This is a genomic window from Janthinobacterium sp. NFX145 (assembly GCF_049810325.1).
Taxonomy (GTDB): Bacteria; Pseudomonadota; Gammaproteobacteria; order Burkholderiales; family Burkholderiaceae_D; genus Janthinobacterium; species Janthinobacterium rivuli.
In genome coordinates, this window is the sequence record NZ_CP187360.1 from 5978084 (window position 1) to 5997580 (window position 19497).

Consider the following 19497-nt stretch of genomic DNA (forward strand, 5'->3'; position numbering starts at 1 on the left):
CCCCATCACGCCACAGTGGCCGCCACGGGTGCTGCCACGACGGGCGGCAGCGGCGTCGGTGCATTGAAGGCGATCAGCAAACTGGCTTCCTTCTCTTTCGCCGCCTTCAAATGACGCTCCTTCACGTGGCCATAGCCGCGGATGTCTTCCGGGATGCTGGCGATGGCCACGGCTTGCGCCAGCTTGGCCGTCGTCAGTTTCGGCAGCAAGCCGCCCACCGTCGCGCGGTACTCAAGAATCAGCGCGCGCTCCATCTTGCGCTCGGCCGTGTGGCCGAAGATGTCAAACGCCGTGCCGCGCAAGCCCTTGAACCTGGCCAGCACGCCGAACGCCTTCATCATCCACGGGCCGAACTCCTTCTTCACCAGATGGCCCTGGGCGTCGGTCTTGGCCATGATCGGCGGCGCCAGGTGGAACTTGAGCTTGATGTCGCCTTCGAACATGGCGGCGATCTTCGCCTGGAAGGCGCCGTCCGTGTACAGGCGCGCCACTTCATACTCGTCCTTGTAGGCCATCAGCTTGTAGAAGTAGCGGGCCACGGCTTCCGTCAGACGCAAGTGCGGGCCATTCAGGGCGCTTTCGGCCGCGCGCACCTGTTTGATGAAGTCCAGGTACTGCTGCGCATACGCGCGGTCCTGGTAAGCCGTCAGCAGGGCGACGCGTTTTTCGATGAGGTCGTCGAGCGTTTCGATGCGCTTGAATTCCACCACCTTGGCTGGCGTTGTCATGCGCACCAGGCTGGCCGCGTCATGCGCACCGGCGCGGCCCCAGTTGAAGGCGGCCTTGTTGAACGCCACCGAGACGTTGTTCAAATCGATGGCTTTCATGATGGCCGCTTCGCTCAATGGCACTTTGCCTTTTTGCCAGGCGTAGCCGAGCATGAACATGTTCGTCGCGATCGAGTCGCCCATCAGCGCCGTGGCGATCTGGCCCGCGTCGATGAAGTCCACATGGTCGCTGCCGCAGGCCTTTTCGATTTCCATGCGCGCGGACGCACCGGGGAATTGCCAATCCGGGTTCTTCACGAAGGCGGCCGTCGACGAGCTGGTCGAGTTGATCATGGCCCAGCTGCGGCCTTCTCCCATGCGCGACAGGGCGTCGCGGCTGGCCGTGACGATCAGGTCGCAGCCGATGACGAGGTCAGCCGCGCCGGTGCCGACGCGCGTCGAGTGGATATCTTCCTGGCGGTCAGCCAGGCGCACGTGCGACATGACAGGGCCGCCTTTTTGCGCCAGGCCGCTCATGTCCAGCACGGAACAGCCCTTGCCTTCCACGTGGGCCGCCATGGCCAGGATCTGGCCGACCGTCACCACGCCCGTGCCGCCGATGCCGGTCACCAGGATGCCGAACGGCTCGGCCGTCGAGGGAATGCTGGGCGTCGGCAAGGCCGGCGCGGCTGGCGCATCCTTGTCGGCGGCAGCAGCTTTTTTCGGCTTTTTCAAGCCGCCGCCTTCCACCGTCACGAAACTCGGGCAGAAGCCCGTCGTGCACGAAAAGTCCTTGTTGCAGGACGACTGGTTGATCTGGCGCTTGCGCCCCAGTTCCGTTTCCAGCGGTTCCACCGACAGGCAGTTCGATTGCACGGAGCAGTCGCCGCAGCCTTCGCAGACGGCTTCGTTGATGACGGCGCGCTTGGCCGGGTCCGGGTATTCATTGCGTTTCCGGCGACGGCGTTTTTCCGAGGCGCAGGTCTGGTCGTAGATCATGGCCGACACGCCGTGCATGTCGCGCAGTTCACGCTGCACGTCCATCAATTCCGAACGGTGGCGCACGGTGACGCCTTCCGCCCAGGCGTAATCGTCCGGGTATTTTTCCGGTTCGTCCGTAACGACGATGATCGGGCCCACGCCTTCGGCGGCGATCTGGCGCGAAATGATGGCCGGCGATAGCGGGCCGTCGAATTCCTGGCCGCCCGTCATGGCCACCGCATCGTTGAACAAAATTTTATAGGTGATGTTCACCTTGGCCGAGACGGCGGCGCGGATGGCCAGGATGCCCGAGTGGAAATACGTGCCGTCGCCGAGGTTGGTAAACACGTGCTTTTCATTCGTGAACGGCGCCTGCCCCACCCAGGTGACGCCTTCGGCGCCCATGTGGGTAAACGTCGACGTTTCGCGGTCCATCCACAGCACCATGTAATGGCAGCCGATGCCGGCCAGCGCGCGCGAGCCTTCCGGCACTTTCGTGGAACTGTTGTGCGGGCAGCCGGAGCAGAAGAACGGCGTGCGGTCCTTCTGCGGATCGGGTTTCACGCTGATCGCTTTGAGCACATTCTCCTTGGCTTCCAGGTAGGCGATGCGCTCCTTCACGCGCTGCTCGACCGGGTGGCCCGCGTAGTAGCGCGAAATGCGGCTGGCAATCGCGCGGGCGATCATGGCCGGGTTCAGTTCATACGTGGCCGGCAGCAGCCAGTCGCCGTGACCGGTACCTTTCTGGTTGCTCCATTCGCCCGTGTCGTCGAACTTGCCGACCACGCGCGGACGCTCGCCATCCTTCAGGTTGTAGAGCTCTTCCTTCAGCGCGTATTCGAGGATTTGCCGCTTTTCTTCCACCACGAGGATTTCATCGAGGCCCTTGGCAAATTCGTGCACGCCGTCCGCTTCCAGCGGCCAGGTCATGCCGATCTTGTACAGGCGGATGCCGATGTCGGACGCCGTCTGCTCGTCGATGCCGAGGTCCGCCAGCGCCTGGCGCGTGTCGAGGTAGGATTTGCCGGCCGTGATGATGCCGATGCGCGCCTTCGGGCTGTCCCAGATGATTTTATTGAGCTTGTTGGCACGCGCATAGGCCAGCGCCGCATACCATTTGTAGCTGTTCATGCGTACTTCTTGTTCCAGCACCGTGTCGGGCCAGCGGATGTTCAGGCCACCGGCCGGCATCTCGAAGTCCGTCGGCAGGGTGATCTGCACGCGGTCCGGGTCGAAATCGACGGCGGCGCCCGACTCGATGATGTCGGTCACGCATTTCATCGACACCCATAGCCCCGTGTAGCGGCTCATGGCCCACGCATGCAAGCCGTAATCGATGTATTCCTGCACCGACGACGGATACAGCACGGGAATGCCGCACGCGTTCAGGATATGGTCGGACTGGTGCGCCGTGGACGAGGATTTGGCCGCATGGTCGTCGCCGGCCAGCACCAGCACGCCGCCATGCTTGGCGGAACCGGCGTTGTTCGCGTGTTTGAACACGTCGCCGCAGCGGTCGACGCCGGGGCCCTTGCCATACCACATGCCGAACACGCCGTCGTATTTCGCGTCTTCGAACAGATTCGTTTGCTGCGTGCCCCACACCGCCGTGGCGGCCAGGTCTTCGTTCAGGCCCGGATGGAATTTGACGTGGTGTTCATCGAGATATTTTTTTGCCTTGATCGCCGTCATGTCGACGGACGTCACAGGCGAACCGCGGTAACCGGTGATGTAGCCGGCCGTATTCAGGCCAGCCTTCAGGTCGCGCTCGCGCTGCAGCATGGGCAGGCGGATCAGCGCTTGCGTGCCCGTCATGAAGGCGCGGCCACGCTCGAGCGTGTATTTGTCGTTTAGCGAAATTTCGGACGCGTGCGCGCCCGGCTCAAGACTCGAGCCCTTGATTGGTGCATTCATTACTTGTCTCCATTATTCTCTGTGCTACGCGTGCAAAGTCGGTTGAACTCACACGTACCGGCCGCGCTTTGTGAGCATGCCGGTGCGGAAAAATGACTTGTTTGTCGTAGACTACCACAGGAAGGCGCGCAGTTCTTTTGCTGCACTGCACTCCTGCGTTCGTACCTTTTGCTGCTTTTTAGTGCTTCTTTTTGCAGGCACCACCAGCTTACGCCGCGCTCGTATCTTTCAATACGCCGCGCTTGATCTGGTCCAGCTCGATCGATTCGAACAGGGCGCGGAAATTGCCTTCGCCGAAGCCCTGGTCGCCCTTGCGCTGGATGATCTCGAAGAAGATCGGGCCGATCACCGTCTGCGTGAAGATTTGCAGCAGCAGTTCGCGTTCCGTTTCCGTGCTGTGGCCATCGATCAGGATGCGCAGGCGGCGCAGTTCTTCCAGCTGCTCGCCGTGGTTCGGCAGGCGGCGGTTGACCAGCTCATAGTAAGTTTCAATCGTGTCCTGGAAATCGATACCCGTATCGCGCATGCCTTGCACGGAGCCATAGATATCATCGGTACCCAGCGCGATGTGCTGGATGCCTTCGCCGTGGTACTGATCCAGGTATTCGGCGATCTGCGACTTGTCATCCGACGATTCATTGATCGGAATGCGGATCTTGCCGCATGGCGAAGTCATGGCTTTCGACTTCAGCCCCGTATGCTTGCCTTCGATATCGAAGTAGCGCACTTCGCGGAAGTTGAACAGGTTTTCATAGAAACCGGCCCATTCCTTCATGCGGCCACGGTGCACATTGTGCGTCAGGTGGTCGATATACGTCAGGCCATGGCCGACGGGGTTGGCGACGGCGCCGGGAATGGCGACGAAGTCGACGTCATAGATGCTGATGTCGCCAATGCCGCCCGGTGCGGCCGCGTCCGGCTTGTCGGCGCCCTTGCCGCGCCAGCGGTCGACGAAGTAGAGCAGCGAATCGCCCACGCCCTTGATGGCGGGGATATTCAGTTCCATCGGACCGGTTTTATTGTCGAAACCCCAGGCGCCCAGTTCCAGCGCGCGGCGGTAGACGAAAGCCGCGTCGTCGACGCGGATGGCGATGGCGCACACGGACGGGCCGTGATGGCGGGCAAAACGCTGCGCGAACGAATCTTGTTCGGCATTGATGATGAAATTGATGTCGCCCTGGCGGTACAGGGTCACATCCTTGTGGCGGTGGCGCGCGATGGCCGTGAATCCCATGTTCTCGAACAGCTTGCCCAATGCTTTTGGGTCTGGTGCTGCATACTCGACGAACTCGAAACCATCGGTACCCATCGGGTTATCCCAAGGCTGAAATTGCATGATGTCTCCTCCAAGAAGTAGCGCACAGTATAGGCGCGGTCTGTGGGCATTAAATGCCAAAGATCTCCCGAACAATCATGATTTGCGCAATAATATTGCGTGAAACACGAACCACCGGAGGAAGCATGAGCAAAATTACGCTGGATAAAACGGATCGCAAGATCCTCGCCGTCCTGCAGGCCGATGGCCGCCTGTCGAACCAGGATGTGGCCGAACAGGTCAGCCTGTCGCCGTCGCCATGCTTGCGCCGCGTCAAACGGCTGGAAGAAGCGGGCGTGATCCGCCAGTACGTGGCCCTGCTGGACCCGGAAAAGATCGGCTTGGGGCTATTGGCCTACGTCAACGTGCGGCTGGAAAAGCACAGCGACGCCTCCGCCCATGCCCACAGCACGGCAAGAGTGCTGGCGCCGAATCTGGTGACGAACACCTCGCCGCGCGCCGACTTCGCCGTGGCCGTGGCGCAATGGCCAGAAGTGGTGGCCTGCTACGCGATGACGGGGGAAATGGATTATCTGTTGCGCGTGCACGTGGAAGACATGGAGCACTTTTCGCGCTTCATGATGGCGACCCTGCTGCGCCACCCGGCCGTGCTGGACGTCAAATCGAGCTTTGCCTTGCAGCGCATCAAGGATACGACGGCCCTGCCCTTATTGTGACGACGGTGACGGCGGTGACGGCGGTCCGGGCTTCTTCTTGCGCCCCGGCAAGCGATCCCACAGTTTGAACGCGGCGCGCGCGTTGGCCTTGAACGTGTAGTCGAACATGGCGAACTGTTCCTGCACGGCTTCCTGCAGCATGCTCGACGGGTTCGGTGGCAATAGTTTCAAATATGCATCCGCTTCGCCATAGTCGCGCTGGATTTCCATGCCCGCTTTCTTGGCGATATGCATCATCGTCTTGTTCGACGACAAACAATGCATGTACAGGGTATCGACGTCGTTGTTGCGGCAGTGAATCGCCGCCCGCTCGAACAGTTTTGAACCGACCCCCATGCCGCGCATGGATTTCGATACGGACACGCCAAACTCGGCCACCTGCTCCTTGTCCGTCACGATACTTTTCGCCGGCGACGTGTCCTTCGGCGCGAACGCCAGATGCCCCACGCCCACCAGCTTGAACAAGCTGTTGTAGACGCCATAAATCATGTCACGCGAGAAATCCATCTTTTGCACGTACTGGGCCACCAGTTCATCGGGCAGGGCGCTGCCAAAGCGCAGCAGCCGGTCGCTTTTCTCCAGAGAAAGAAAATGCTTCATCATCCGGCGCCGGTCGCGCTCATGCAACTGCTTGACGAGCACGCTCGGACGCCCGCCGCCGCTACGGCTGAGCCAGCGGCGAAACGGATTCTGGAACAATTTGGGCAGGGTCATGGCAGCTCCGTGCTGCTGATCGCGTTCGTGACGGCCTCCACGCGCGCCGCATGGATGACGGCCGGAATGCGTTTCGGTTCCTGTGCGCAAGCTTGTGCCAGCGCGCCCGCATCCACGCCGCGCACGGCCGCCAGCATGGCTTGCAGCCAGGCGGACTGCGGAAATACCGGATCCTGTGCATGCACATCGCAGGCGATGGCGTCCAGCAGCTGCACGAAACGCTGCGGCTTGCGCAGTCCGTCGCAGCGTTCGCACAGACTGACGATCGCTTCGGCGCTCAGCGCCAGCGCGCCGTTGATATTGTCCCGCTCGCGCGCCGCCATCACGGCCAGTTCGCGGCACTCGTTGGGCACGCGCAGGCGCTCGCTCAGCTGTTCGATGGCATCCTTGCTCATATGCAGCGTCAAGACGGCAAAGCGCACGGGCAAGTCATGACCTTGCGCGGCGGCATGGTCGACCACTTGCAGCAAGCGTTCGCTGATGCTGATTTCGCCCATGATGCGCACCAGCGCGCCGCACTCGTGCAGCACCGTCAGCATGCGCGACGGCCGCGCTTCCATCAATCCTTTTGCCACTTCCTGCCACACGCGCTCGGCCACCAGGGCGTCGACCTCGCCGTCCTGCACCATCCGGCGCATCAGTTCCATGGTGGCCGGGGCGACAGTGAAAGTATGAAAACGGGCGGCAAAGCGGGCCAGGCGCAAGATGCGCACGGGGTCTTCGCCGAACGCATCGGAAACGTGGCGGAAGATTTTGTTCTCGATATCCTGAATACCGCCAAACGGGTCGGTCAGGCTACCGTCCTCAGCCTGAGCGATGGCGTTGATGGTCAGATCGCGGCGCACCAGGTCGTCTTCGAGCGTGACGTCGGGCGCCGTGTGGAAGACGAAGCCCCGGTAGCCGGGGGCCGTCTTGCGCTCCGTGCGGGCCAAGGCGTATTCTTCCTGCGTCTTCGGGTGCAGGAAGACGGGAAAATCCTTGCCGACGGGCCGGAAGCCCCGGCGCAGCATGTCTTCCGGCGTGGCGCCGACGACCACGTGGTCGTGGTCTTTCACGGGCAAGCCCAGCAGTTGGTCGCGCACCGCGCCACCGACCGTGTATATCTTCATAACACTCTTTTCTTAATCAGGCAGTTCCGCGTCGTGCTTGGCAGCCACTTCCGTCTCCGCCAGCGCTTCCGTGATCCAGCGGGCCACGGCCGGGTGCGCCTGCACGCGCTCGCAATACGCGTTCAGCGCCGGCGCCAGCGACACGCCATACGTGCGGAAGCGCATGACGACGGGGGCGAAATACGCATCGGCGATGGAAAAGTCGCCAAACAGGAACTGGTGGTGGCCAAAGCGCGATAAACACTCTTCCCAGATTTCGCTGATGCGGCCGATGTCCGCCTGCGCGGCGGCCGTGCGGCCCCGTCCCGGCAACTTGGCCTTGATATTCATCGACATATCCGTGCGCAAGCCCGTGAAACCGGAATGCATTTCCGCGCAGACACAGCGCGCCATGGCGCGCGCGGCCACGTCTTGCGGCCACATGTGTTTATCGGGAAACTGCTCGGCCAGGTATTCGCAGATGGCCAGGCTGTCCCAGATCGTGATCTCGCCCGCCAGCAGCACGGGGACCCGGCCGCAGGCCGAATATTCGGCGATTTTGGTGGCCGTGTCCTGCTGGTCGAGCAGCACGCGCACTTCCTGGAACGGGATGCCGAACGCCGTCATGGCCACCCACGGGCGCATCGACCAGGACGAATAATTCTTGTTGCCGATGATGAGGGTCAGGCCCGGTTCGCGCGCGGCGGCCAGGGTTTGCGTCAGGCTGGGATCAAGGATGGTCGTTTGCATGGTCAGCTATCAATAGTATGGTTCAAGGCAAATCGGCCGCGATGGCGCTGTTTTTCGGTCCCACGGTGCCCAGGCGCGCTTTCAGCGACTGCGGGCTTTTCTCGAACAGGGCCGCGTAATACGTGGCGTTGGCCATCACGTTTTTCACGTAGCCGCGCGTTTCCGTGTACGGAATGATCTCGGCAAAGATGGCGCCTTCCAGCGGCCGCGTCATGGTGGCGCGCCAGATGCGCAAGCGCCCCGGCCCCGCGTTGTAGGCGGCGCTGGCCAGCACTTGCGAACCGTCGAGGCCGCCAAGCACCATGTTCAGGTAATTCGTGCCCAGCAAGACGTTGGTGCGCACGTCGCTCAAGGTTTCCGTGACGAAATCCGTCAAACCGATCTTCTTGGCCACATAACGGGCCGTCGACGGCATCACCTGCATCAGGCCGGACGCGCCCACGTGCGACTGCGCATCCATGATGAAACGCGATTCCTGGCGGATCAAGCCGTACACCCAGGCCTTGTCCAGGCCCAGAGTTTGCGTGGCCGGATGCATGACGTCGTCGTGCGGCGTTGGGTAGCGCTGCGTATAGTCCACTTCCAGGCGCGTGCGGTCGGACGTGTTGACCATGCGGTCGAGCACATTGTTCTGGCGCGCAAATTCCGCGGCCGCCAGATGCTGGCGGTCGGTCATCGAACGCAATTCCCAGTTCCACTCGCGCGTGCCTTCGAAGCGCAAGCGCATGTTGAAAAATTTCAAGGCGCGCTGCAAGCCCGGATTGGCGGCCATGGCGGCGATTTCCGCCGGCGTGATGGGCTGGCCCGGCGGCGGCAGCACCAGGTGGTTGCCCAGCTCTTCATTGGCCAGCAAGCCATAGAAATTCGATTGCTCACTGATCGTGCGGTACAGGGCGTCCGCCTGCGCGTTCGGGCGGCCCGGCGTTTCCGCCTGCTGCGCGCGCGCCAGCCAGTAGACCCAGGTCGGATCGGCGCGCAGGGACGCCGGCATGGCCTGGATGGCGGCTTTCACCAGCGGCCAGTTGCCTTCACGCAAGGAGATACGCGTTTTCCACTGCATCTGCTCCTGGGTCAATGGCGCGCCATTGGTTTTTTGCCAATAATCGAACGCTTCCGGCGCCAGCGAGTACGACGCTTGCAGGGCCAGGCTGGCCCAGCCGATGGCTTGCTCCTGCGGCGTCAGTTGCGCACTGGCCTTTTGCAGGGCCACCACGCCCAGTTTCAGGGTGCTTTTCGCCATGCGGCCGACGGCCACCAAATACATCTCGTGGTCGGCGCGACTTAGACCCGCGCCCTTGGCCAGCACCAGCGCCGGCAAATCGATCGCTTGCGCCATCTTCGCGTCGGACGCGCCCAGCAGCAGCGCGATGCGGCGCGCCGGGCCCGTGGCGTTGGTCTGGCCCGCCAGGCGGATCTGCGCCCACAGGTCGTTCGTGTCGAACTGGCCATTTTGCGCCAATGCCGCGATCAGACTGCCGCACGCTTCGCCATAGCCGGGCGGAGACACCAGCAGGTTGCGCGCCTCGGCCGCCACGTTCTGGCCCTTGGCGGCGCGCGACATCAGCGCGTAGCACTTGAGCTGGGTGTCGTCATCGAGGGCGAATTGCGGATATTGCTCATCAAACACAACCCAGTCGCGCTTGCGGCCCAGCTCCAGCAGCCAGTCGTTGCGGAAACGGTCGGCGATGGCGCTGCCCTTGTAGCGGTTCAGGTAATCGCGAAATTGCGCCTCGGTCAGCAGTTTGATGCGCGGTTTCAGCCGATAATAGTCAACATACGATGGAATCTGGTAATTCGTCAGGCGCCCCGCATAAAAGTCGGCTTTTTCGACGTCATCCTTGCGCGCGGCGTCGCGCAGCAGCAGGAAGGCATCGTCCTCGCTGCGCGTGTCGGGCGCGGCAGGCGTTGCGGTGGCGGATACCTGGGCCAGGGCGGCCAGAGGAGACAAGGCCGATGCAACACACAGCATCGTGCCGGCAATCCATTTCAGTGGGGAAATCAATGTACGACTCTCAATCTTAACTTGATGGTGATATGAATAGCGACCCTAGAATAACATGCGATCCGGCTGCACGGCCACCCATTGCGCCACAGGAAAAAGCCGGCTTGCGCAAAGCCTTGCTGGCGACCCGCCGCGCCCTGCCCGACGCCACGCGAGTAAGGTGGGATGCGGCCATCGCGCAGCGCCTGCTGGACTGGTGCGCGCAGGAAAATGTCGAGGAACTGGGCGTGTACTGGCCCCTGCACGGCGAGCCGGACTTGCACGGCGCCTATGCGCAACTGGCCGCGCGCGGCGTGCAATTAAGCTTGCCGGTGGTGCTGGAAAAGCATGCGCCGCTGGCATTCAGCAATTGGACGCCCGGTGAGCCCATGGTCAAGGATGGCATGGGCGTGGCCGTGCCGGCCCGGTTGCGCCTGCGCCCGGCGCCCACCACCCTGCTGGTGCCCTGCCTGGGTTTTAATGAGCAACGTTATCGGCTCGGCTATGGCGGCGGCTATTACGACCGTACCCTGGCGGCCACGCCGCGTCTGCGCACCCTCGGCATCGCCTATGCCTGCCTCGCGGCCAGCTTTCCCAACGGCGAATACGACATCGCCCTCGATCACATCGTGACCGAGGGCGATCTGCTCTGACGCATCAGAAGGTTTATTTCACCAGGCGCTGCCACAATGCGGTCGTAGGCGCCGCCTGGTTCATGCTATAGAAATGCAAGCCTGGCGCGCCGCCTTCCAGCAGGCGTTCGCACAAGCCCGTCACCACGTCCAGGCCAAAGGCCTTGATGGATGCGCTGTCGTCGCCGAAGCTGACCAGTTTCAGACGCACCCAGCGTGGAATTTCCGCGCCGCACATGTCCGAAAAGCGCATCAGCTGCGTGTAGTTCGTGATCGGCATGATGCCGGCCACGATGGGCACGTTGATGCCCATCTTCTGCGTCTGTTCGACAAACTGGAAATACGCGTCGGCATTGTAGAAGTACTGGGTGATGGCGGCATCGGCGCCAGCCTGCACCTTGCGCGCGAACGCGTTCAGGTCGTCCTGCGGCGAACGGGCTTGCGGGTGCACTTCCGGATAGGCGGCCACTTCGATATGAAAATGGTCGCCCGTCTCGGCGCGGATGAATTCCACCAGCTCGTTGGCATAGCGGAACTCGCCCGAGGCGCCATAGCCGCTGGGCAAGTCGCCGCGCAAGGCCACGATACGCTTCACGCCGGCCGCCTTGAAGTCGGCCAGCACGGCGCGGATCGATTCGCGCGAACCGCCCACGCAAGACAAATGCGGTGCGGCCTGTTCGCCGGCCGCCAGGATCTCGCGCACGGTGTCGAGCGTGCCCTGCTGCGTGGTGCCGCCGGCGCCAAAGGTCACCGAGAAATACTTCGGATGCAATTCAGACAATTTGACACGCGTGGCGCGCAGCTTTTCCGCCCCTTCCGGGGTTTTCGGCGGGAAAAACTCAATACTGAAATTATGCTTTTCCATCGTCATTACTCAAAAGTAAGGTCGACAGGGCCCAGGAAATGATGCTGTACAAAATGGCACCACCCACGGCAGACCAGAAACTGGCGACATGGAAGCCATCGATTATCTGCGCCACGAGCCAGAACATGAAGCCGTTGATGATCAAAATGAACAGGCCCAGCGACAAGAACGTCACGGGCAGGGTCAGCAGGATCAGCAAAGGACGGATCAGCGCATTGACCAGCCCCAGCACGGCAGCGGCCAACAGCGCCGTCCAGCCGCTGCTCATCGTCACCGAGTGCATCAGGTAAGGGACGGCAAACAGGGCTGCCGCATTGATAAACCAAATCAGTAGCAAGCGCATTTCTCTAGCCTGTCAAAAGTAGGGTCAGGCCGGCGGCAGGCGCCGGCCCTCAGAGGGTGAGTTACAGCCCCGGACTACCGATTAATAACGGTAATGCTCTGGCTTATAAGGGCCTTCTTGACGCACGCCAATGTAGTCGGCTTGCTCTTGCGTCAGTTCCGTCAGCTGCGCATTCAACTTTTTGAGTTGCAAACGGGCGACTTTTTCGTCCAGGTGTTTTGGCAAGGTATACACGCCGACCGGGTAGTTGGCCGTGTTCGCGTACAGCTCGATCTGGGCGATCGTCTGGTTGGCGAACGACGAGCTCATCACGTACGACGGGTGACCCGTGCCGCAACCGAGGTTGACCAAACGGCCTTCGGCCAGCAGGATGATGCGGCGGCCCGACGGGAAGATGATGTGGTCGACTTGCGGCTTGATGTTTTCCCACTCGTATTGTTTCAACGAAGCGACGTCGATTTCATTGTCGAAGTGACCAATGTTGCAGACGATGGCCTGGTCTTTCATGCGCGTCAGGTGATCGTGCGTGAGGATGTGATAGTTGCCGGTGCAGGTGACAAAGATGTCGCCGTGTTCGCAGGCGTAATCCATGGTCACGACGCGGTAGCCTTCCATCGCCGCCTGCAGTGCGCAGATCGGATCGACTTCCGTTACCCACACTTGCGCCGACAGCGCGCGCATGGCCTGGGCCGAACCCTTGCCGACGTCACCGTAACCGGCGATGACGGCCACTTTACCGGCGATCATCACGTCGGTGGCGCGCTTGATGCCGTCGACCAGGGACTCGCGGCAGCCATACAGGTTGTCGAATTTCGATTTCGTGACGGAATCGTTCACGTTGATCGCAGGGAAAGCCAGCTTGCCTTCCTTGTGCATTTGATACAAACGGTGCACGCCGGTGGTGGTTTCTTCCGTCACGCCCAGGATTTCCGGCAGACGCTTCGAGTACCAGGTCGGGTCGGCCAGCAGATGACGCTTGATCGAGTTGAACATGCAGATTTCTTCTTCCGAACCGGGATTGGCCAGCACCGACAGATCGGTTTCCGCGCGCACGCCCAGGTGCAGCAGCAGGGTTGCATCGCCGCCATCGTCAAGGATCATGTTCGAGTAGACCGCCTTGCCGTCCACGTTCGGCCATTCGAAGATGCGGTGCGTGTATTCCCAGTAGTCATCCAGCGACTCGCCCTTGATGGCGAACACAGGCGTGCCGGCGGCAGCGATGGCGGCGGCAGCGTGATCTTGCGTGGAGTAAATGTTGCACGATGCCCAACGCACTTGCGCGCCCAGTGCTTCCAGGGTCTGGATCAGCACGGCGGTCTGGATGGTCATGTGGATGGAACCGGTGATGCGCGCGCCTTTCAAAGGCTGCGCTGCCGCGAATTCTTCGCGGATGGCCATCAGGCCAGGCATTTCCGTTTCAGCAATCTTGATTTCTTTGTCGCCCCATGCGGCCAAGGTGATATCGGCGATGGTGTAGTCGTGTTGCGATTTGAGTACGGCGTTCATCACGCCCTCCTTTCAGTTGAAAAAGGTACGTGAGCGCAGTTGCAGGATATTCCGAGCCTGGCGAATTTCTTCGTCGCAACGCTCCTCGGACTGTGAATTTTAACATTGGCAAGGCCGGCGCGCCAGTTTGTTCGCCATCTATTGCCATGTAACAACACATAAAAAAAGCGCCCGCGGCCAGAGGCCGGGACGCTTTTCTTGCAAGTCTGACTAGATTACTTCAGGCCGGCAGCGTCGCGCAGCAGGGCGACCTTGTCCGTGCGTTCCCACGTGAATTCCGGCTCTTCGCGGCCGAAGTGGCCGTAGGCGGCGCTCTTCTGGTAGATCGGGCGCAGCAGGTCGAGCATTTGCACGATGCCTTTTGGACGCAAATCAAAGTGCGCCAGCACCAGCTTGGCGATTTCCGCGTCGGGAATCACGCCCGTGCCTTCCGTGTAGACGGTGATGTTGATCGGCTTGGCCACGCCGATGGCGTAGCTGACCTGCACCTGGCATTGGCGCGCCAGGCCGGCCGCGACGATGTTTTTCGCCACGTAACGGGCCGCGTAGGCTGCCGAACGGTCGACTTTCGATGGATCCTTGCCCGAGAACGCGCCGCCGCCGTGCGGGGCTGCGCCACCGTAGGTGTCGACGATGATCTTGCGGCCGGTCAAGCCGCAATCGCCTTGCGGACCGCCGATGACGAAACGGCCCGTCGGGTTGACGAGGAATTTCGTGTCGGTCAGCCATTCGCGCGGCAGGATCGGCTTGATGATTTCTTCGATGACGGCTTCTTCGATCTGCTTGTGCGAGATTTCCGGCGCATGCTGGGTCGACAGCACGACGGTGTGCACGCCGACGGGGCGGCCATCGACGTAGCGCAGGGTCACTTGCGATTTCGCATCCGGACGCAGCCATGGCAGACGGCCATCCTTGCGCAGTTGCGACTGGCGCTCGACCAGGCGGTGCGCGTAGTGGATGGCGGCGGGCATCAGCTCGGCCGTTTCATCGCAGGCGTAGCCGAACATCAGGCCCTGATCGCCAGCGCCTTGATCCAAGTCAATCCCCGCACCTTCATCGACGCCTTGCGCGATGTCCGGCGACTGCTTGTCGTAGGCCACCAGCACGGCGCAACCCTTGTAGTCGATGCCGTATTCCGTGTTGTCGTAACCGATGCGTTTGATGGTTTCGCGCGCAACTTGAATATAATCCACATTGGCGTGCGTGGTGATCTCGCCAGCCAGCACCACCAGACCGGTGTTGCACAGGGTTTCTGCAGCCACGCGGGCGGCTGGATCCTGGGTCAGGATGGCGTCAAGGATGGCGTCGGAAATTTGATCGGCAACCTTGTCGGGATGGCCTTCCGAGACGGATTCGGAAGTGAAGAGATAGTCGTTTGACATTGCAAGCTCCTGTTTACTATGTGAATGTTCTGTCGCAGTAAAGAGGATTTTGCCTGCGACGCTTTAGCGATATTTATATTCCGCTTCGCAAGTTGTCTATTAACTCAGCGGCTACTGCATACGTGGTATTTTACGCTTCTTAAAAAATTTTGGCACGGCAACACGCCATTCCTGGAAACAGCTTATACATGTTAGTCCCAATTTTCCGCTTCCTGTCCATCTTTCCCCTGCCCGTTCTGCATGCCCTGGGCGCTGCGCTCGGCTGGGTGATTTACGCCATTTCCCCGTCCTACCGCCGCCGCATGCGCGAGAACATGCAAGGTGCGGGGTTTTCGCAACACTTGCACACGGCCGTGGCCGAAGCGGGCAAGAGCGTGCTGGAATTGCCCTTCATCTGGTGCGCGCCGGCCGAACGCGTGGCGCGCCATGCGACGGTGGAAAACTGGGAACTGGTGGAAAAGGCGCTGCAACACGGCCGCGGCATCGTCTTCCTGACGCCGCACCTGGGCTGCTTTGAAATCGTCGCGCAACAGATCGCGCTGCGCACGCCGCTGACCGTGATGTACCGTCCGCCCAAGCGCGCCGCCTTGAAACCGCTGATCGAAGGAGCCCGCGCGCGCGAAAACCTGATGCTGGCGCCGGCTAATATGTCGGGCGTGCGCATCTTCGCCAAATGCCTGAAAAAAGGCCAGCCCATCGGCCTGCTGCCCGACCAGGTGCCACAAGAGGGCGAAGGCGTGTGGGCCGATTTCTTCGGCCGCCCCGCCTACACCATGACCCTGCCGGCCAAGCTGGCGCAGATGGGCGGCGCCGAAGTCATCATCACTTACGCGGAACGCCTGCCGGGCGGACGCGGCTATGTCGTGCATTTCGTGCCCTTCACCGAGTCGCTAGCCAGCACCTCGGCCGAGCAGGCGCGCACCATCAATGCGGCCATGGAGCAATTGATCGCGCGCAGCCCGGCGCAATACCTGTGGAGCTACAACCGCTATAAAGTGCCGCGCGGCGCACCGCCGCCCACGCCCGCGACGCCCGACGCCGCCGGGGAGCAGGCATGAGACTGCTGATCGCCTTCATGTGGCTGCTGCACTGGCTGCCCTTACCCATTCTCGGCCGTTTCGGCGTGGCCGTCGGCAGCCTGCTGTTCATCGCCATGCCCGCGCGGCGCAAGATCGCCCTGACGAATCTGCGCCTGTGCATGCCGGAACTGACGGAAAAACAACGCGTGGCCCTGGCGCGCCAGCATTTCCAGGCGTATTCGCGCAGCGTGTGGGAACGCAGCATCCTGTGGTGGTCGTCGGAAGCGCGTCTGAACCGCCTGATCAGGAAGGTGCCCGCCTTCCCGGGCCAGCAGATCGCGGCCAAGCCGACCATCCTGCTGTGCCCGCATTTCGTCTGCCTCGACGTGGCCGGCGCCGCCACCGCCATGGAGATCTCCGCCTCGTCGATGTATGTGCAGCAAAAGAACGCCGCCTTCGACCAGGCCTTGCGCAACGGCCGTTCGCGCTTCAAGCCGCCCAAGCTGTTTACGCGCCAGGACGGCATCAAGACGATTCTGCGCGCACTGCGCGACGGCTTGCCGTATTTCATGCTGCCGGACATGGATTTCGGCGAGAAGGACGCGGAATTCGTGCCCTTCTTCGGCGTGCCTGCCGCCACCCTGACTGCCACGGCGCGCCTGGCGCTGGCCGCCAAGGCGCAAGTCATTCCCGTCATCGCCACCTTCCTGCCCAATTACCAGGGCTGGCAAGTGACGTATTACCCGGCGTGGGATGACTATCCGGGCGACGACATCACGGCCGCCACGCGCCGCATGAACGAATTCATCGAAGAGCGCGTGCGCGAAGCGCCGGCCGAGTATTTCTGGACGCATAAACGCTTCAAGACGCGTCCGGAAGGCGAAGCATCGTTCTATAACCAGCACAAGTGATACGGCAGACCATGAAACTCCAATTTACCAAAATGCATGGCGCCGGCAATGACTTCATCGTCATCGACGCCATCCATCAAGAAATCGACTTCACGCCGGCCCAGTGGCAGCGCCTGGCCGACCGCCGTTTCGGCATCGGCGCCGACCAGATCCTCGTCGTGGAAAAGCCGCGCCTGCCCGGCTGCGACTTCCGCTACCGCATCTATAACAACGATGGCGGCGAAGTCGAGCAATGCGGCAACGGCGCGCGCGCCTTCGTCAAGTTCGTCAGCGAAAAGGGGCTATCGACCAAGGACAGCATCCGCGTGGAAACCATGGCCGGCATCATCGCGCCGCGCCTGGAACTTGACGGCAGCATCACGGTCGACATGGGCGCGCCCGTGCTCGAACCCGCGCTGGTGCCATTCGATGCCAACGGCCTGGACGGTGTAGCGCAAGGCAACGACACTGTGTGGCCGCTGGACCTGGCCTTGCCGGACCAACCCTCTCCCGTGCTGGTGTCCGTCGTCTCGATGGGCAACCCGCACGCCGTGCAAGTGGTCGACGATGTCGATGCGCAAGACCTGGAAGTGACGGGCCCGCGCATCGAGCACCATCCGCGCTTTCCCCGCAGGGTCAACGCCGGCTACATGCAGGTCGTCAACCGCCAGCACGTGAAACTGCGCGTGTATGAACGGGGCGCGGGCGAAACCCTGGCGTGCGGCACGGGCGCCTGCGCCGCCGCCGTGGCCGGCATCCTGCGCGGCTTGCTCGACTCCCCCGTGCGCATCAGCGCGCGCGGCGGCGAACTGTCGATCGCCTGGCAAGGCCCCGGCCAGCCCGTCCTGATGACGGGTCCGGCCGTGACCGTGTTCGAAGGCACGATCGAACTGTAATCAACGCTGCATCATGCCGCCAGGAACTGCTGTTCCTGCGCGACATCAAATTCCGCCAGGTAGCACTTCAGGCGGTACAGGCGCTGCCGGTAATTGCCTTCCGGCCCCGCCACGCCGCAATCGATGCGCTCGAACAAACGCACCGCCTGATCGAGCAGCTGGCGCTCCTGCGCCGTGCGGATCAGCACCAGGCGCCGCTTGCCGCGCCCATGCGTGGCGCTGATATCGATCAACAGGCAATGCCCCTGGTCGGCCGCATGGATATCGAGCAGCAGCGCCTCGGCACGCGACAGATGAAAGCAGCGCGCCAATGCCAGACGTGCCGCCAGCAGGGGGTGGCTCTGGCCCAGTTGCCGCAAATGCGCATCGGCGTGCATGGCGGCGCACTGGCCCCAGTCGCCGGGTTCGCCTTGCGGCGCGATCTTTGCCAGCGCCGCCTCCGCTTCACGGCTGCCTTGCGCCTGCGCCTGCAGCAGCCAGTAGGCGGCCCGCACATCGTTGTTGACGCCGTCGCGGCGATTGCGCCAGGCATGCATGCCGCATTCGAGCTGGGCCGGGCCATGCCCCAGGTCGGCGGCCCGCTCCAGGCAGGAATGGGCTTCGACCACATTGCGCTGGGAAAATTCCGGTTTTGTGTAGATGCGCGACAGCACGAACCAGGCTTCGGCCAGACCCTGCTCGCCAGCCTGCGTCAGCCAGCGCACGGCCCGCTTGAAATTGGCCGCGCCGTTACGCGTGGCCAGCCGCTGGCCATGCGCATCCATGCGCGCATAGCCAAGCCCCAGCTCCAGCTGCGCCGTGCGGTCGCCGCCATGCGCGGCCAGCTCGCAACACTGCCAGCCCTCGGCATCGCCGCCAGGCGCCAGGGCCTGGGCGCAACGCGACAGCAACAGCACCTGCTGCGCGTCGAGGGTGATCGTGCGCGCCCCGGCGGCCGCCTGGCGCTGCAACAGCTCGCGCGCCAGCGGCAAGCCTTGCGACAGGAAGCCCGCATGGTTGCCCTGGCTCCATGCCTGCTCCAGCCAGGCATGCAGCGGCGCGTCGCCATCGATGGCTTTCTCGCCAGCGGCGCTGGTGTCCGGCCCGCAGGCTGCGGACGATCCCTCTTGCATGGACAACAACCATTGCGCATCGGGCAAGCCGGCGCGCACGGCGGCGTCCAGCGCCACGCGCGCCTTGGCGCGCAAGGCTTCACTGTGGCTGGCGGCATTGCCCAGCACCAGCTGCGCCAGCACCAGCCCCGCCTGCACCAGGCCCGCGTCGAATGCCTGCGCGTAATACGGGATCAGCACCTTGGCCGACGGTTGCGCCACTTCGAACGGCACGTGCGTGCCGATCAGCAAGCACGCTTCCGCGCTATCCTCCTGGGCCGCCCGCGCCAGCCAGTGCAAGGCGGTCAGCAGGCTTTGCGGCACTCCCTGCCCAAACAGATACACGCGTCCCAACGCCAGCTGGCAAGCCACATCGCCCGCGCGCGCTCCCTTGATCAATCCTAATGTTTCGCGATTTGCCATCGATTCTCGATATTGAGTCAATGATTCTAATAAGTGAGCCGTCTCCAGGCCCATCAATGCAGGCCTTCCCTTAGTGTAACGTCCTTGTGTCATAAATCCGCCAAAGCGGCCTCAAGAACTTGATTCACCGCAACAATGTCCAAGCCATGACATGCCAATATCACAATGCGCAGCTAGCGTGACGATGGGGAAACGCTTGCCATCGGCGCAGGACCGGCAGAAACCGCGCGTTACAAAAATACAACAGGGGCATGCAGTTATGCCGCTTTTCACCAATCTTTTCACGCATATTTGACCAATCCCGCACGTCTTGCGCGCCGACG

Annotated in this window: 16 protein-coding genes and 1 riboswitch; of the genes, 5 read left to right on the plus strand and 11 right to left on the minus strand. The window is 62.3% G+C overall.

Annotated elements, in window-relative coordinates; genetic code table 11:
* Positions 1-5 precede the first annotated feature (5 nt).
* Entirely contained in the window at positions 6-3602 is a 3597-nt protein-coding gene (locus ACPJXG_RS26805) for an indolepyruvate ferredoxin oxidoreductase family protein (RefSeq protein WP_425252820.1), read from the minus strand.
* 208 nt (positions 3603-3810) lie between these two features.
* Entirely contained in the window at positions 3811-4938 is a 1128-nt protein-coding gene (gene hppD / locus ACPJXG_RS26810; protein ID WP_034753093.1) for a 4-hydroxyphenylpyruvate dioxygenase, read from the minus strand.
* A 125-nt stretch (positions 4939-5063) separates the two neighbouring features.
* Here hppD and ACPJXG_RS26815 point away from each other — a divergent pair, with 125 nt between their 5' ends.
* The gene (locus tag ACPJXG_RS26815) at positions 5064-5594 is read left to right on the plus strand and encodes an Lrp/AsnC family transcriptional regulator (protein WP_035823904.1); all 531 of its coding nucleotides are present in this window, start codon (positions 5064-5066) and stop codon (positions 5592-5594) included.
* Here ACPJXG_RS26815 and ACPJXG_RS26820 read toward each other — a convergent pair.
* The 4 genes from ACPJXG_RS26820 to ACPJXG_RS26835 are packed head-to-tail and all read right to left on the minus strand — an operon-like array spanning position 5586 to position 10148.
* Positions 5586-6308, minus strand: a complete 723-nt coding sequence (locus ACPJXG_RS26820) for a GNAT family N-acetyltransferase (protein ID WP_176387645.1) — start codon at positions 6306-6308, stop codon at positions 5586-5588. The two genes, ACPJXG_RS26815 and ACPJXG_RS26820, sit on opposite strands and share 9 nt — an antisense overlap.
* Positions 6305-7417 carry a multifunctional CCA tRNA nucleotidyl transferase/2'3'-cyclic phosphodiesterase/2'nucleotidase/phosphatase gene (locus ACPJXG_RS26825; RefSeq protein WP_425252821.1) on the minus strand — a complete coding sequence of 371 codons (1113 nt, stop codon included), beginning with the start codon at positions 7415-7417 and terminating at the stop codon, positions 6305-6307. The genes ACPJXG_RS26820 and ACPJXG_RS26825 overlap by 4 nt, the downstream gene beginning before the upstream one ends.
* A gap of 12 nt (positions 7418-7429) precedes the next feature.
* Positions 7430-8146: a glutathione S-transferase family protein gene (locus ACPJXG_RS26830; RefSeq protein WP_035823898.1), complete on the minus strand. Its 717-nt coding sequence runs from the start codon at positions 8144-8146 to the stop codon at positions 7430-7432.
* Between the two features lie 22 nt (positions 8147-8168).
* Positions 8169-10148: a transglycosylase SLT domain-containing protein gene (locus ACPJXG_RS26835; protein ID WP_425252822.1), complete on the minus strand. Its 1980-nt coding sequence runs from the start codon at positions 10146-10148 to the stop codon at positions 8169-8171.
* Between the two features lie 104 nt (positions 10149-10252).
* Here ACPJXG_RS26835 and ACPJXG_RS26840 point away from each other — a divergent pair, with 104 nt between their 5' ends.
* A complete protein-coding gene (locus ACPJXG_RS26840) occupies positions 10253-10780 on the plus strand; it encodes a 5-formyltetrahydrofolate cyclo-ligase (RefSeq protein WP_425252823.1) in 528 nt (175 codons plus the stop codon).
* Positions 10781-10793: 13 nt separating this feature from the next.
* Here ACPJXG_RS26840 and metF read toward each other — a convergent pair whose 3' ends face one another.
* The 4 genes from metF to metK all read right to left on the minus strand — a co-directional run bounded on the left by metF (position 10794) and on the right by metK (position 14855).
* The gene (gene metF, locus ACPJXG_RS26845) at positions 10794-11624 is read right to left on the minus strand and encodes a methylenetetrahydrofolate reductase [NAD(P)H] (protein ID WP_425252824.1); all 831 of its coding nucleotides are present in this window, start codon (positions 11622-11624) and stop codon (positions 10794-10796) included.
* A complete protein-coding gene (locus tag ACPJXG_RS26850; protein WP_035823893.1) occupies positions 11611-11967 on the minus strand; it encodes a phage holin family protein in 357 nt (118 codons plus the stop codon). Before ACPJXG_RS26850 ends, metF begins: the two co-directional genes overlap by 14 nt.
* 81 nt (positions 11968-12048) lie before the next feature.
* The gene (gene ahcY, locus ACPJXG_RS26855) at positions 12049-13473 is read right to left on the minus strand and encodes an adenosylhomocysteinase (RefSeq protein ID WP_322426648.1); all 1425 of its coding nucleotides are present in this window, start codon (positions 13471-13473) and stop codon (positions 12049-12051) included.
* 24 nt (positions 13474-13497) lie between these two features.
* Positions 13498-13566, minus strand: a riboswitch (S-adenosyl-L-homocysteine riboswitch).
* A gap of 122 nt (positions 13567-13688) precedes the next feature.
* Positions 13689-14855: a methionine adenosyltransferase gene (metK, locus tag ACPJXG_RS26860; RefSeq protein ID WP_035823888.1), complete on the minus strand. Its 1167-nt coding sequence runs from the start codon at positions 14853-14855 to the stop codon at positions 13689-13691.
* Positions 14856-15043: 188 nt separating this feature from the next.
* Here metK and ACPJXG_RS26865 point away from each other — a divergent pair, with 188 nt between their 5' ends.
* The 3 genes from ACPJXG_RS26865 to dapF are packed head-to-tail and all read left to right on the plus strand — an operon-like array spanning position 15044 to position 17660.
* Positions 15044-15913: a lysophospholipid acyltransferase family protein gene (locus ACPJXG_RS26865; RefSeq protein WP_099401240.1), complete on the plus strand. Its 870-nt coding sequence runs from the start codon at positions 15044-15046 to the stop codon at positions 15911-15913.
* Complete coding sequence (locus ACPJXG_RS26870; protein ID WP_176387638.1) at positions 15910-16785, plus strand: lipid A biosynthesis acyltransferase; 876 nt, start codon at positions 15910-15912, stop codon at positions 16783-16785. The genes ACPJXG_RS26865 and ACPJXG_RS26870 overlap by 4 nt, the downstream gene beginning before the upstream one ends.
* An 11-nt stretch (positions 16786-16796) precedes the next feature.
* Positions 16797-17660, plus strand: a complete 864-nt coding sequence (gene dapF / locus ACPJXG_RS26875) for a diaminopimelate epimerase (protein ID WP_425252825.1) — start codon at positions 16797-16799, stop codon at positions 17658-17660.
* A gap of 11 nt (positions 17661-17671) precedes the next feature.
* On the opposite strand, the gene ACPJXG_RS26880 is transcribed toward dapF, so the two are convergent.
* Positions 17672-19174: a hypothetical protein gene (locus ACPJXG_RS26880; protein WP_425252826.1), complete on the minus strand. Its 1503-nt coding sequence runs from the start codon at positions 19172-19174 to the stop codon at positions 17672-17674.
* Positions 19175-19497 lie beyond the last annotated feature (323 nt).

Bases quoted from the DNA above. Each gene is read 5' to 3' on its own strand.
- ACPJXG_RS26805 (WP_425252820.1), bottom strand. From the start codon at position 3,602: ATGAATGCACCAATCAAGGGCTCGAGTCTTGAGCCGGGCGCGCACGCG.
- hppD (WP_034753093.1), bottom strand. From the start codon at position 4,938: ATGCAATTTCAGCCTTGGGATAACCCGATGGGTACCGATGGTTTCGAG.
- ACPJXG_RS26815 (WP_035823904.1), top strand. From the start codon at position 5,064: ATGAGCAAAATTACGCTGGATAAAACGGATCGCAAGATCCTCGCCGTC.
- ACPJXG_RS26820 (WP_176387645.1), bottom strand. From the start codon at position 6,308: ATGACCCTGCCCAAATTGTTCCAGAATCCGTTTCGCCGCTGGCTCAGC.
- ACPJXG_RS26825 (WP_425252821.1), bottom strand. From the start codon at position 7,417: ATGAAGATATACACGGTCGGTGGCGCGGTGCGCGACCAACTGCTGGGC.
- ACPJXG_RS26830 (WP_035823898.1), bottom strand. From the start codon at position 8,146: ATGCAAACGACCATCCTTGATCCCAGCCTGACGCAAACCCTGGCCGCC.
- metF (WP_425252824.1), bottom strand. From the start codon at position 11,624: ATGGAAAAGCATAATTTCAGTATTGAGTTTTTCCCGCCGAAAACCCCG.
- ACPJXG_RS26850 (WP_035823893.1), bottom strand. From the start codon at position 11,967: ATGCGCTTGCTACTGATTTGGTTTATCAATGCGGCAGCCCTGTTTGCC.
- ahcY (WP_322426648.1), bottom strand. From the start codon at position 13,473: ATGAACGCCGTACTCAAATCGCAACACGACTACACCATCGCCGATATC.
- metK (WP_035823888.1), bottom strand. From the start codon at position 14,855: ATGTCAAACGACTATCTCTTCACTTCCGAATCCGTCTCGGAAGGCCAT.
- ACPJXG_RS26865 (WP_099401240.1), top strand. From the start codon at position 15,044: ATGTTAGTCCCAATTTTCCGCTTCCTGTCCATCTTTCCCCTGCCCGTT.
- ACPJXG_RS26870 (WP_176387638.1), top strand. From the start codon at position 15,910: ATGAGACTGCTGATCGCCTTCATGTGGCTGCTGCACTGGCTGCCCTTA.
- dapF (WP_425252825.1), top strand. From the start codon at position 16,797: ATGAAACTCCAATTTACCAAAATGCATGGCGCCGGCAATGACTTCATC.
- ACPJXG_RS26880 (WP_425252826.1), bottom strand. From the start codon at position 19,174: ATGGCAAATCGCGAAACATTAGGATTGATCAAGGGAGCGCGCGCGGGC.